The organism is Streptomyces sp. Edi2 (genome assembly GCF_040253635.1).
GTDB lineage: Bacteria > Actinomycetota > Actinomycetes > Streptomycetales > Streptomycetaceae > Streptomyces.
The window spans coordinates 959,790-972,196 of sequence record NZ_JBEJGX010000003.1 but is presented as its reverse complement, the minus strand read 5'-3'; the positions used below and the strand labels follow the sequence as shown (position 1 = coordinate 972,196).

Annotated in this window: 11 protein-coding genes; 7 read left to right on the top strand and 4 right to left on the bottom strand. The window is 72.0% G+C overall.

Going from position 1 to position 12,407, the window contains the following annotated elements:
- Positions 1–340 precede the first annotated feature (340 nt).
- The 7 genes from ABR737_RS07690 to ABR737_RS07660 all read left to right on the top strand — a co-directional run bounded on the left by ABR737_RS07690 (position 341) and on the right by ABR737_RS07660 (position 6,213).
- Positions 341–1,165, top strand: a complete 825-nt coding sequence (locus tag ABR737_RS07690) for a HipA family kinase (RefSeq protein ID WP_350249431.1) — start codon at positions 341–343, stop codon at positions 1,163–1,165.
- The gene (locus tag ABR737_RS07685; RefSeq protein WP_502964296.1) at positions 1,126–1,557 is read left to right on the top strand and encodes a DUF3037 domain-containing protein; all 432 of its coding nucleotides are present in this window, start codon (positions 1,126–1,128) and stop codon (positions 1,555–1,557) included. The genes ABR737_RS07690 and ABR737_RS07685 overlap by 40 nt, the downstream gene beginning before the upstream one ends.
- Positions 1,558–1,868: 311 nt before the next feature.
- The gene (fabG, locus tag ABR737_RS07680) at positions 1,869–2,630 is read left to right on the top strand and encodes a 3-oxoacyl-ACP reductase FabG (RefSeq protein ID WP_088796372.1); all 762 of its coding nucleotides are present in this window, start codon (positions 1,869–1,871) and stop codon (positions 2,628–2,630) included.
- A 29-nt stretch (positions 2,631–2,659) separates the two neighbouring features.
- The gene (locus tag ABR737_RS07675; RefSeq protein WP_350249429.1) at positions 2,660–3,430 is read left to right on the top strand and encodes an SDR family oxidoreductase; all 771 of its coding nucleotides are present in this window, start codon (positions 2,660–2,662) and stop codon (positions 3,428–3,430) included.
- A gap of 384 nt (positions 3,431–3,814) precedes the next feature.
- Positions 3,815–4,483 carry a uracil-DNA glycosylase gene (locus ABR737_RS07670; RefSeq protein ID WP_350256712.1) on the top strand — a complete coding sequence of 223 codons (669 nt, stop codon included), beginning with the start codon at positions 3,815–3,817 and terminating at the stop codon, positions 4,481–4,483.
- 149 nt (positions 4,484–4,632) lie between these two features.
- Positions 4,633–5,169, top strand: a complete 537-nt coding sequence (locus tag ABR737_RS07665) for a hypothetical protein (RefSeq protein WP_350256711.1) — start codon at positions 4,633–4,635, stop codon at positions 5,167–5,169.
- Positions 5,170–5,304: 135 nt separating this feature from the next.
- Complete coding sequence (locus ABR737_RS07660; protein ID WP_350249428.1) at positions 5,305–6,213, top strand: Gfo/Idh/MocA family protein; 909 nt, start codon at positions 5,305–5,307, stop codon at positions 6,211–6,213.
- Here the strand turns inward: ABR737_RS07660 and lnt are convergent.
- The 4 genes from lnt to ABR737_RS07640 all read right to left on the bottom strand — a co-directional run bounded on the left by lnt (position 6,182) and on the right by ABR737_RS07640 (position 11,983).
- Positions 6,182–7,789 (bottom strand): apolipoprotein N-acyltransferase, encoded by a 1,608-nt coding sequence (gene lnt, locus ABR737_RS07655; protein ID WP_350249427.1) that lies wholly within the window; start codon positions 7,787–7,789, stop codon positions 6,182–6,184. The genes ABR737_RS07660 and lnt overlap by 32 nt on opposite strands.
- A gap of 133 nt (positions 7,790–7,922) precedes the next feature.
- Complete coding sequence (locus tag ABR737_RS07650; RefSeq protein ID WP_350249426.1) at positions 7,923–8,405, bottom strand: nuclear transport factor 2 family protein; 483 nt, start codon at positions 8,403–8,405, stop codon at positions 7,923–7,925.
- Between the two features lie 61 nt (positions 8,406–8,466).
- Positions 8,467–10,413, bottom strand: coding sequence for an ABC transporter ATP-binding protein (locus ABR737_RS07645; protein WP_350249425.1), 1,947 nt, complete (start codon positions 10,411–10,413; stop codon positions 8,467–8,469).
- 148 nt (positions 10,414–10,561) lie between these two features.
- A complete protein-coding gene (locus ABR737_RS07640) occupies positions 10,562–11,983 on the bottom strand; it encodes a sensor histidine kinase (protein WP_502964295.1) in 1,422 nt (473 codons plus the stop codon).
- Positions 11,984–12,407 lie beyond the last annotated feature (424 nt).

The following is a 12,407-nucleotide window of genomic DNA, read 5'->3' as shown; positions in this document are numbered from 1 at the left end:
GGGGTGCGGGCATGCCGGGGCGGGCGGTGGCGCCGGCGTGCCGCGCCCGGGGCGGCGTGCTTCAGGCGCGGGGGAGTCCGCGGTGACTGTGGTGGAGTGGCTCGAGCGCTCCTCGCCGTCGATTACCCTCGGCTGCTGAGCTCACTTCATGCCGGAAGCCGGGAACAAGGGCCGCGCTGTAATTGACGGAATGCTCGGGACGCAGGGCGATGGGCGATCTGCGTGCCGGTCGAACTCTCCGGATCCTCTCCAAGCCTGAGTGCGGCCGGCTCCGCGCGCGGGTGTGGGTGTTGTGGGGCGGCGTGGAATGTAAGGCCAAGCGTTCCGATAGCCTGAAAAAATGCTGACCGAAGTCATGGCGACCCGCTATGTCACGCCATTGCGTGAGGGTGGATCGCTTCCGGGGATTGTCGAGGCCGACGATCTCGGTACGTACGTCATGAAGTTCACCGGTGCCGGGCAGGGGCGGAAGACGCTCGTTGCCGAGGTCATCTGTGGGGAGCTGGGCCGGCGGCTCGGGCTGCGGGTGCCGGATCTGGTGCGGATGCAGCTCGATCCCGTCATCGGGCTGGGGGAGCCGGACCAGGAAGTCCAGGAGCTGCTGAAGGCCAGTGGCGGGCTCAATCTGGGGATGGATTACCTCCCCGGGGCGCTGGGCTTCGATCCGCTCGCCTTCGAGGTGAGTGCGCGCGAGGCGGGCCGAGTGGTGTGGTTCGATGCCCTGATCAATAACGTCGACCGGTCCTGGCGCAATCCGAATCTGCTGGTCTGGCACGGCGAACTGTGGCTGATCGACCATGGCGCGGCGATGATCTGGCACCACAACTGGCCGAGTGCGCAGAAGGCTTCGGCCCGGCCGTACAACGCTTCCGACCATGTGCTGGCCACCTTCGGGCCGGATGTCGCGGCGGCGGCCGAGGAGTTCGTTCCGCTGATCACCGAGGAACTGCTGACCGGGATCGCGGCCGACGTGCCGGACGAATGGCTGGCCGACGAGCCCGGCTTTGATTCCCCGGACGCGCTGCGCCAGGCGTATGTGAGCACGCTGCTGGCCCGGGCAGGAACGATCAGTGAGCGGATCACCCTCGGGGAGCCCACCGAGGACAAGCCCTCGCAGGCACCGGAATGGCTGGCCGCACGGCTGGTACGGAGGGCAGTGAAGTGACCGGTCTGCACAACGGGCGCGATGTTTTCGAGTACGCGCTGCTGAAGGTCGTACCCCGGGTCGAGCGCGGCGAGATGATCAATGCCGGTGTGGTCGTCTACTGCCACGCCCGGCGCTTCGTCGAGGCCAGGACCTATCTGGACGAGGCCCGGCTGCTGGCCCTGGATCCCACGACCGACGTGGCCGGGGTGCGGGCCGCGCTCGGTGCCGTCGAGGGCGTCTGCCAGGGCGGCGAGCGGGCCGGACAGGCGGCGGGGGAGGATGCGGGACGCCGTTTCCGCTGGCTGATGGCACCGCGCAGCACCATCGTCCAGCCGGGCCCGGTGCACACCGGCCTGACCACCGATCCCGCTGCCGAGGCCGAGCGGCTGATGGAGTTGTTGGTGCGCTGAGGGTGCGCCGAGTGCGCTGGGAGTGCGCTCAGGTCTGGCGGGTCCGCTGTTCAGGGCGCCCGGTTCCGTCTTTGCGGCGGAACCGGGCGCCCCGTCGTGTGACGTGGCCGTGCGGCGTGGTCGTGTGACGTGATCGCGCCAGGATCCGGCCTGCCTTGCAGGTGAGGTGTGCAACGGCGCGGTGGTGGGGCGTTGACAGCGGGTTGCCGGGCTTCTAGCGTCAGCCCTGCTCAGGGTACTAAGCGGTTGCTCACCCACGGGATCGGTGCGGCGGACCGCTTGTCGAGGTTTCGAGGGTGAGGAGAACCCGCATGTCCACCACCGAGCAGCGCGTTGCCATCGTGACGGGCGCGGCCCGCGGTATCGGCGCGGCCACCGCCGTCCGTCTGGCCGCCGAGGGACGCGCCGTCGCCGTACTCGACCTCGACGAGGCGGCGTGCAAGGACACCGTCGAGACGATCACCAAGGCCGGGGGCAAGGCCATCGCGGTCGGCTGTGACGTCTCCGACGCCGAGCAGGTCGACGCGGCGGTCGCACGCGTCGCGTCCGAGCTCGGTGCGCCGACGGTTCTCGTCAACAACGCCGGTGTGCTCCGCGACAACCTGCTGTTCAAGATGAGCGAGACCGACTGGGACACGGTCATGAACGTGCACCTGCGCGGTGCGTTCCTGATGTCCCGCGCCTGCCAGAAGCACATGGTGGACGCCAAGTTCGGCCGGATCGTGAACCTCTCCTCCAGCTCGGCGCTCGGCAACCGCGGCCAGGTCAACTACTCGGCGGCCAAGGCCGGCCTGCAGGGATTCACCAAGACCCTCGCCATCGAACTCGGCAAGTTCGGCGTCACCGCCAATGCCGTCGCCCCCGGTTTCATCGTCACCGACATGACCGCCGCCACCGCCGAGCGCGTCGGCATGGGCTTCGAGGAGTTCCAGGCCGCGGCCGCCACCCAGATCCCGGTGCAGCGCGTCGGCCGTCCCGAGGACATCGCCAACGCCATCGCCTTCTTCACCGGCGAGGCGGCCGGCTTTGTGTCCGGCCAGGTCATGTACGTCGCCGGCGGCCCGCTCAACTGACCGCCCCACCGACTCCAGGAGTACAGAACATGACCGAGCAGGACAGCGGGCTCCCCGAGCTCACCGGCAAGGTGGCGCTGATCACCGGCGGCAGCCGCGGCATCGGCTACGGCATCGCCGAGGCACTGGTGGCCCGCGGCGACCGGGTCGTCATCACCGGCCGCAACGAGGACACCCTCAAGGAGGCCGCCGAGAAGCTGGGCGCCGACCGGGTGATCGGGGTCGCCGGCAAGGCGCATGACGAGGCCCACCAGGCCGTCACCGTCGAGCGCGCGATGGAGACCTTCGGCCGCGTCGACTACCTCGTCAACAACGCCGGAACGAACCCGGTGTTCGGCCCCATCGCCGACCTCGACCTGGGCGTCGCGCGCAAGGTGTTCGAGACCAATGTCGTCTCGGCGCTGGGCTTTGCGCAGCGCACCTGGCACGCCTGGCAGAAGGACAACGGTGGCGCGATCGTCAACATCGCCTCGATCGCCGGCCTCAACGCCTCGCCCTTCGTCGGCGCGTACGGCATCAGCAAGGCCGCCATGGTGAACCTGACGCTGCAGCTCGGCCACGAGTTCGCGCCCGGGGTGCGGGTCAATGCGATCGCGCCCGCGGTGGTCAAGACCAAGTTCGCGGCGGCGCTGTACGAGAACCGTGAGGAGGAGGCGGCGGCCGGCTACCCGATGGGGCGGCTCGGCGTCCCGGAGGACATCGGCGGGGCCGCGGCCTTCCTGCTGTCCGACGCCGCGGGCTGGATCACCGGCCAGACCCTGGTCGTGGACGGCGGGCTGTTCCTGAACGTCGGGGTCTGACGGCACCGGCAGGGCCCCGGGAGGTCCTGCCGTGGTGTGCGCTCCGAGAGGCAGCGTCCGGGGTGCCGGTCCCTTCGGGGCCGGCACCCCGTTCTGATGCCCGTCGGCCACGGGGACCGGCCATGGGACGCTGAGGGCAGGGCGGGCGCCTGCTCCCGTGCGGGCCGGTGCCGCTGCCCACGTGCTACGACCATCCCGGCTCGATGCCGCCCGAGGCGGGCAGGGCACGGGTTCCGGACCGGGGCCGGCGGACCGGGGGCCGGTGGACCGGACCGGAGCCGGCGTACGGGCCATCGGCCCGCGGACGGCGTTGTCAGTGGTCGCCGGTAGGTTCTGGGAGTGAGAACGCAATGCACACCGGAGGTTGTTGACGTGGTGACCGACATGCTGCCCGAATCCTGGCGAGGGGTCCTCGGCGAGGAGTTGGAGAAGCCCTATTTCAAGGAGCTCACCGACTTCGTCGAGCAGGAGCGGGCCGCCGGGCCGGTCTACCCGCCCCGCGAGCAGGTCTTCGCGGCGCTGGAGGCGACGCCTTACGACCAGGTGAAGGTGCTCATCCTGGGCCAGGACCCGTACCACGGCGCGGGCCAGGGACACGGCCTGTGTTTCTCCGTGCAGCCCGGGGTCAAGACGCCGCCGTCGCTGCGGAACATCTACAAGGAGATGAAGGAAGAGCTGGGCCACCCGGTTCCGGACAACGGATATCTGATGCCCTGGGCCCGGCAGGGGGTGCTGCTGCTGAACGCCGTCCTCACGGTCCGCGAGGCCGAGCCCAATTCGCACAAGGGCAAGGGATGGGAGAAGGTCACCGACGCGGTCATCCGTGCCGTGGCCTCCCGGCCCGACCCGGCGGTCTTCGTGCTCTGGGGGAATTACGCCAAGAAGAAGCTGCCGCTGATCGACGAGGAGCGGCACGCGGTGGTGCAGGGTGCGCACCCCTCCCCGCTGTCGGCGAAGAAGTTCTTCGGCTCCCGCCCCTTCACCCAGATCGATGCGGCGGTCGCCGCACAGGGGCATGCCCCGATCGACTGGCGCATCCCTGACCTGGGCTGAGCCGTCCGGCCCGTCCGGCCCGTCCGGCCCATCATGGCGGGGGAGCTCCACCACCCGGTGCGTCGCGTACACCGCGCGCAGGTTCCTTCCGGCGGTTAGCGTCGGGGGAACGGCAGTGGCCGTGGCGAGCGGATACGGAGTGCGCGGTGGTGGACAAGCGGCGGGAGGCGACGCCCGAGGACGGGGTGCTGACCCGGATCGGCCAAGCGATCATGTTGCATCGCGCGGGCGACCGGGAAGAGGCACGCAACCGTCTCTCGGCGCTGTGGCACGAGATCGGGCCGCAGGGAGACGCCTTCCACCGCTGCACTCTCGCCCACTACATGGCCGACACCCAGGACGACCCCAGGGACGAACTCGACTGGGACCTCAAGGCCCTGGAGGCCGCCGAGGGCTTTGTCACCGAACGGCCCAGGAACACCGCCCCGCCGGAAGAGCCGAAGGTGGCCGACGGCCCCGGCCCCCGGCACCCCCTCGTCGCCCTCCGGGCGTTCTTCCCCTCGCTGCACCTCAACATCGCGGCTGACTACGCGGCCCTGGACCGGCCTGCCGATGCGCGGGCGCAGCTACGGCGCGCCCGGACCTCGGTCAACGCCCTCGCCGACGGCGAATACCGCCAGGGTCTGCGGGACGCCATCGAACGGCTGCAGCTGCGGCTCGACGGCACGGCGGGTCACACGCCGTAAAGCAGTCGCCTCCCGGTTTGCGCCGGATCCGGTGTTGCGCGCCCTGGACGGGATCGCCGACCGGCGGCCGCCGGCCGGCACGTATGCTTCCGGCACGCGAGGCACCAGGGCCGCGGCACAACCCAAGGAGCACGAGTGAAGGTCGGCTGCATCGGACTCGGCGACATCGCCCAGAAGGCGTACCTCCCCGTACTGGGCACACAACCCGGGCTCGAACTGCATCTGTACACCCGCACCCCGGCCACCCTCGAACGCGTCGGCGCCGCCCACCGGCTGACCGGGGGGCAGCTCCACGGCGACCTGGACTCGCTGCTCGCCACCGGGCTGGACGCGGCCTTCGTGCACGCCGCCACCGCCGCCCACCCCGAGATCGTGAACCGGCTGATCGAGGCAGGTGTGCCGACCTATGTCGACAAGCCGCTCTCCTACGAACTCGCCACCTCCCAGCGCCTCGTCGCGCTCGCCGAAGACCGCGGAGTGGGCCTCACCGTCGGCTTCAACCGCCGCTTCGCTCCCGCCTACGCCCAGTGCCGCGAGCACGCCCGCGATCTGATCCTGATGCAGAAGAACCGGATCGGACTGCCCGAGGACCCGCGCACGCTCGTGCTGGACGACTTCATCCACGTCGTGGACACCCTGCGGTTCCTCGCCCCCGGCGAGATCGACCACATCGATGTGCGTGCCCGGATCCGTGAGGGGCTGATGCAGCATGTGGTGCTGCAGCTCTCCGGCGACGGCTTCACCGCCCTCGGCACCATGAACCGCCTGAGCGGATCCACCGAGGAGATCCTGGATGTTTCCGGACAGGACACCAAGCGCCAGGTCGTCAATCTCGCCGAGGTCATCGACCACAAGGGGCAGCCGAGCATCCGGCGCCGCGGAGACTGGGTGCCGGTCGCCCGGCAGCGCGGCATCGAGCAGATCGTCCTGGCGTTCCTGGACGACGTACGGGCCGGCCGCAGGCCGTCCGCCGAGGACGCCCTGCGCACCCATGAACTGTGCGAACGGGTGATCACCGACGCACTCGCCCAGTCCGCCTGCTGAGCGCCCGCAGCCCCGCGTACCCGCCGGCGAGCACCAGCGCACCCACCGCCCCGTACACCGCCCAGTCACCGAACCGGGTGTACGGGCTGGTGCCCGCGGCCAGGGGCAGATCGTAGACGGCCGCCGCACTGCGGTCGGTGCCGAGCCGTTCGCCGATCTGCTCACCCCGGGGGCCGTAGACCGCACTGATGCCGGTGAGCGTGGCGTGCACCATGGGCCGCCAGGTCTCCGCGGCGCGCAGCGCGGCCAGTGACGCATGCTGGGCGGGCGCCCAGCTGTCCTGGAAGGTCGAGGTCGAGGACTGGGCGACCAGCACGCGTGCGCCGTCGCGTGCCAGATGGCGGCTCATGTCGGGAAAGGCGGTCTCGAAGCACACCAGCGGCCCGATGCGCAGTCCGCCCGCGGCGGCGACCGGCATCACCACCTGGCCGGTGCCGCGCAGCCGGTCGCTGGGGGCCGCCTTGCCCACCCGTGTTGCCCAGCCCAGCACGGACCGGAACGGTATGTACTCGCCGAAGGGCACCAGCCGCATCTTGGCGTAGCGGTCCCCGGTGGGTCCGTCCGGGCCGATCAGGACCGCGCTCTTGGAGATGCCCGGCCGTTGGGCGTGCGCGGAGTCGGCGTTGATCAGCAGCTCGGCGCCGGTCCGCCGGGAGAGGGCGGCCAGGCGGGCGGCGAGCTCCGGGTGGTCCGCCGGGTCCGTGGTGATGCTGCTCTCGCCCCAGACGATCAGGCGCACACCGCGGCCCGCCAGCGACCCGGTCAGCGCCTCGCTGCGGTCCAGACGGGCCGCGGGGGTGCCGGTCCGGTTCGGCTGGACGACCGCGACCCGCACCGTGCCGGTGATGCGGGGGACCGGTGCCTGGAACCAGGCCACGGTGACCGCCAGCGCGCACACCAGCAGCCCGGCGACGGCGGGCAGCCGGGCCGCCGGGCGGGCGATCAGCTCGGCCACCGCTGTGTTCACCGCCACCACCAGCAGGCTCACCAGCCACACCCCGCCGATCGACGCCAGCCGCAGCGCGGGCGGCAGCTGCCACTGACTGGCGCCCAGCAGCCCCCAGGGGCCGCCCAAGTACTCCCAGGAACGGACCAGTTCGACCATCAGCCAGCCCGACGGCACCAGCACCAGCGCGGCGGCGCACCGTCCGCCCGCCGCCCGCCACTGCCGTCCGGGCGAGGCTTCCCCGGGCTCCGTCCGCGCGGGCCCCTCGGGCGGCCCGCTCGCCGGGGGCGCGTCACCCAGCAGTACGCGCACCAGCACCCCCCAGGGGGCCCAGAAGGCACCGAGCAGCAGGGCGAGCACGAGGATGAAGATGTGCAGGCTCGGCAGCAGCCACTGGTGGACGGCCAGGATGAAGCCGGTGCCGCCCAGCCAGCCGTCCAGTGCCGCCCGCCGTCGGGTCGGTGCCGACCGCACCAGCAGCAGCCAGGGAACCAGCGCGACATACGCCAGCCACCACCACGACGGCGCGGGGAAGGTGAGGGCCGGCACCGCACCGGCGAGCGCGGCGGCCGCCCCCCGGGCCCAGGGGGAGCCCAGCCACCGCGCCGGACGGCCTGGCGGTGTGTCCATGCGGCCTCCCTGGATGCGGCCGGTCCGGTGCCGCTCCCGGACGGCCGGACGGCCAGTGTGCGCGGCGGGGCCGGCCGGGGAAAGGGGGGCCGTCTCAACGGCCGAACCGGGTGGCGGCTCCCGGCGGGTGCGGTCACTCACCGTCGGCCCATACCTCGCGCCACTTCTCGTGGACGACGACGCCGGTCAGCCGCCAGCCGTCGGCGGTGCGCCGGGCGGTGAACTCATAGCGGCCGGCACAGGTGTAATTGGGAGCGGTCGGGCCGCCCCCGCCCTCCGTCGCGGGGCCGGCGAGCCGCATCGGGTTGAGGTAGTCGGCCTGGACCGTGGCGGTGTCCCCGGGGGAGCCGTCCCGGCGGGCGAGGGTGATGCGGCGGTTGACGATCAGATGCTGCCGGATGGCGAAGTGCTGCAGCATCTCGCCGAGCCAGGCGGCGATCTCGTCCGCGCCGCCCTCGATGCCGCCCGCCGAGCGGTAGTCGGCCCGGCCGTCCGGGGTGAACAGGGCTCGGTAGCCGGGCCAGTCACCGTCGTCCACGGCGATGGCGTACCCGGTGATCAGATCGTCGAGGGCGAGGCGGTCCATGACAGTGGAGTGTTCCGCGCGCTGCGTCATCATCTCAGTTTTCGGCATCCGGAAGGCCCCCGCCAAGAGGTGGGGGCCTTCCGGCGCGGCGTCAGTTCACCAGTGCCGATTCCGGCACGGTATCCGGGCCGGAATCCGCCGCCCCCCGGGCCTCCTCGGCGGGCTCCGGCCGCTCCTCCGAGTCGGTGAACTGCGTGCGGTACAGCTCCGCATAGCGCCCGTCCGCGGCCAGCAGCGTCTCGTGCGTCCCGCGCTCGACGATCCGACCGCCCTCGACGACCAGGATCAGGTCCGCGGCCCGGACGGTCGACAGCCGGTGGGCGATGACCAGTGCGGTACGGCCGTCCAGGGCCTCGGTGAGTGCTTCCTGCACCGCCGCCTCGGAGGTGTTGTCCAGATGCGCGGTGGCCTCGTCCAGGATCACCACCCGGGGGTGGGCGAGCAGCAGCCGGGCGATGGTCAGCCGCTGCCGTTCGCCACCCGAGAGGCGGTAGCCGCGCTCACCGACGACGGTGTCCAGCCCGTCGGGGAGCCCGGCGATCAGGTCCTCCAGACGTGCCCGGCGCAGCGCGTCCCACAGCTCCTCCTCGGTGGCCTCCGGCCTGGCCAGCAGCAGGTTCGCGCGGATCGTGTCGTGGAAGAGGTGCCCGTCCTGGGTGACCATTCCGAGGACGTCGCGCAGCGAGGCGGCGGTCAGCTCGCGGACGTCCACTCCGGACAGCCGGACCGCGCCGGAGTCGGTGTCATACAGCCGGGGCAGCAGCTGGGCCACGGTCGACTTGCCGGCGCCGGAGGAGCCGACCAGGGCGACCATCTGGCCGGGTTCGGCACGGAAGGAGATGCCGTGCAGGACCTCCTCGCCGCCCCGGGTGTCGAGGGTGGCGACCTCTTCCAGGGAGGCCAGCGAGACCTTGTCGGCGGATGGGTAGCCGAAGCGGACGGAGTCGAACTCCACGGACACCGGGCCCTCGGGGACCGCGCGGGCATCCGGCTTCTCGGAGATCAGCGGCTTGAGGTCCAGCACCTCGAAGACCCGCTCGAAGCTGACCAGCGCGCTCATCACCTCGATATGGGCGCCGGACAGCGCGGTCAGCGGGGCGTAGAGCCGGGTGAGCAGCAGGGCCAGCGAGACGATCGCGCCGGGCTCCAGCTGTCCGCGCAGCGCGAGGTAGCCGCCCAGGCCGTAGACGACGGCCAGTGCCAGCGCGGAGACCAGGGTGAGCGCGGTGACGAAGTACGTCTGGACCATGGCCGACCGGACCCCGATATCGCGCACCCGGCGGGCCCGGGTGGCGAATTCGGCGGACTCCCGTGCCGGGCGGCCCATCAGCTTGACGAGGGTGGCGCCCGGCGCGGAGAACCGCTCCGTCATCTGGGTGCCCATCGCCGCATTGTGGTCGGCGCCCTCCCGGCGCAGATCCGCCAGCCGCCGGCCGACCCGGCGGGCGGGCAGCACGAACACCGGCAGCAGCACCAGCGCGATCAGGGTGATCTGCCAGGACAGGCCGAGCATCACCACGAGGGTCAGCAGCAGCGTCACGATATTGCTGACGACCCCGGACAGGGTGTCGCTGAAGGCCCGCTGGGCGCCGATCACATCGTTGTTCAGGCGGCTGACCAGCGCTCCGGTGCGGGTACGGGTGAAGAAGGCGATGGGCATCCGCTGGACGTGGTCGTACACGGTCGTCCGCAGATCCAGGATCAGCCCCTCGCCGATGCTCGCCGACAGCCAGCGGGTCACCAGCCCCAGACCCGCCTCGGCGACCGCGATCACGGCGATCAGCCCGGACAGTTCGAGAACGAGGGACGCCGAGTCGCGGCCCACGATCGCGTCCACCACCCGGCCGGCCAGCAGCGGGGTGGCCACCGCGAGCATCGCGGTCATCGTGCTCAGTACGAGGAACCACAGCAGGCGGCGCCGGTGCGGCCGGGCGAAGGCCGTGATGCGGCGCAGGGTGCCGCGGGAGAAGCGGCGCCTGCCTTGCTGCGCGGTCATCGTGCTGTGCAGTGCATGCCAGGCGGTGACTTCCATGTCCATGGGTGGGCCTCCGGTGTGCCGGGTTGTCACGGGATCGCCGTGCGTGACCGGCGACATACAAGGAACGTAGGACCTCAACCAATGTTGAGGTCAAGCGATTCCGGTGAGCTCACCCGTCCGGCGCGCCGGACAGGGGCCCGGCGGGGGCTCAGGCGTCGAGCCCGCCGCCCCGGAGCGGACGCTCCCAGACCACCGGCCGCCCGGTGCCGTCCGGGCAGGCCACCGTCAGCCGGAGGCCCGGCCGGCCGTCGGGGAGCGGGGTGGTGACGTCCACGGCGATCTCCACCCGGGCAGGATACGGCGGTGCCGGGGCCGGGGCGGTCACAGCCGCCAGCGCCTCGCGGAGTGCGGCCAGCAGCTCACGGGCGCTCTTGTCGTCGACCCGGGTGTCGACCGGTCCGGTGAACCGGACCGAGGGCCGGGTGCCGAGCGCCGCGGTGGCCGCGCCGGCCTCCCGCAGCACGCGGGTGCGCAGCCCGGGCGGGGCCTCGGGCGGTCCCTGCTGCAGCGCGATGATCGCCGTTCTGATCTCCTGGATCGTGGCGTCCAGCTCGTCGACCGCCTGGCCCACCCCCTCCTCCACCTCCGGCACCAGCGCCTTGCGCCGGGCGGTCTCCAGCAGCATCCCGGTGGCGAACAGCCGCTGGATGACCAGGTCGTGCAGATCGCGGGCGATCCGGTCGCGGTCCTCGAAGACCGCCAGCCGCTCGCGGTCCCGGTGCCGGTCGGCCAGCACGAGCGCCACCGCGGCCTGCGCGGCGAACTGGGTCCCCAGGGTCCGTTCGGTGTGGCTGAAGCGGCGGTCGCCGGACATCCGGCACAGCGCGAGGGCGCCCAGCACCCGCCCGCTGCTGCGCAGCGGCAGCAGCATCGTCGGGCCGTAGTGCCGCGATATCGGGGAGATCGAGCGCGGGTCGTCGGCGAAGTCGTCGGAGAAGACCGCGAGCCCGGCGTATATCTGGTGGACGACCGGACTCCGGGGCGGAATCCTGCCGCGGTACGCCTCGGTCCGTACGGCCTCGGACAGCACGGTGGAGATCGCCACGACCTCCATCCCGCCCTCGGCGTGCGGCAGCAGGACCGCTCCGGTCGCCGCCTCGGCCAGCTCCCGGCCCTTCTCCGCGACGACCGTCAGGGCGTGGGTGGTCGTCGAGCCGGTCTCGGGCCCGGCCAGCAGCGCCGTGGTGATGGATGCCGCGCCGTCGATCCAGCGCCGGCGCTGCCGGGCCGCGGAGTGCAGCCGGGCGTTGCTCACGGCGATACCGGCCTCGGTGGCCAGTACCCGCACCAGGTGCAGATCGGCGTCGCTGAACTGCTCGCCGCCGTCCTTCCCTGCGACGTACAGCGAGCCGAACAGCTCTCCCTGCACCTGGATGGGCACCTCCAGGGAGCTCCCGGCGGGCGGCTCGCCTTCGGGAGGCGCGCCGTGGGTGACCGGCTCGCCGGGCCCTTCGCCGTCCTCGTCGCGGAGGCGGACGGCGGCGTGGCGCGCACCGGTGAGGGAGGCGGCGGTCTCGGCGATACGGCCCAGGGCGCGCCCCAGGTCATGGTCGGAACCGACGGCCGCCATCGCCTCCAGCAGCTGCGGAAGCCGGACGACCGGCCCACCGGCGAACTCGCGCAGGCTCTGCGCGGTGCGGTCGGGGAGCTCCCCCGCGGGATCCGACGGCTTCAGGACACACCTCTCACTTTCGGGCGGTCCGGACAGTGTAATTCGCCCGAAAGAGTGTTATCGGGGGCTCCCGGGGAGCGCACCCGGGTGGGGTGCCGGAGAGGCGATCGGTAGGCCGGTCACCTGAGTGGCGGCGCCGTGGAGCCCCCGGGCCGACCGCCCCCGCGGCCTGGCGGCCCCCGCTGCCCCGGCGCGTGGTCACCTATCTCGGCCACGTCCGCAAGGGGCGACTTTGAGACAACCTGAAGCTCAGGCGTACGCCGGGACTTTGAGGGCGCGGCCCGCGGGTAAGCCGTAGACAACTACGGGCACAGCAGCAGAA

Bases quoted from the DNA above. Each gene is read 5' to 3' on its own strand.
- fabG (WP_088796372.1), top strand. From the start codon at position 1,869: ATGTCCACCACCGAGCAGCGCGTTGCCATCGTGACGGGCGCGGCCCGC.
- ABR737_RS07685 (WP_502964296.1), top strand. From the start codon at position 1,126: ATGGCTGGCCGCACGGCTGGTACGGAGGGCAGTGAAGTGACCGGTCTG.
- ABR737_RS07670 (WP_350256712.1), top strand. From the start codon at position 3,815: ATGCTGCCCGAATCCTGGCGAGGGGTCCTCGGCGAGGAGTTGGAGAAG.
- ABR737_RS07640 (WP_502964295.1), bottom strand. From the start codon at position 11,983: ATGGCGGCCGTCGGTTCCGACCATGACCTGGGGCGCGCCCTGGGCCGT.
- lnt (WP_350249427.1), bottom strand. From the start codon at position 7,789: ATGGACACACCGCCAGGCCGTCCGGCGCGGTGGCTGGGCTCCCCCTGG.
- ABR737_RS07675 (WP_350249429.1), top strand. From the start codon at position 2,660: ATGACCGAGCAGGACAGCGGGCTCCCCGAGCTCACCGGCAAGGTGGCG.
- ABR737_RS07690 (WP_350249431.1), top strand. From the start codon at position 341: ATGCTGACCGAAGTCATGGCGACCCGCTATGTCACGCCATTGCGTGAG.
- ABR737_RS07645 (WP_350249425.1), bottom strand. From the start codon at position 10,413: ATGGACATGGAAGTCACCGCCTGGCATGCACTGCACAGCACGATGACC.
- ABR737_RS07650 (WP_350249426.1), bottom strand. From the start codon at position 8,405: ATGACGCAGCGCGCGGAACACTCCACTGTCATGGACCGCCTCGCCCTC.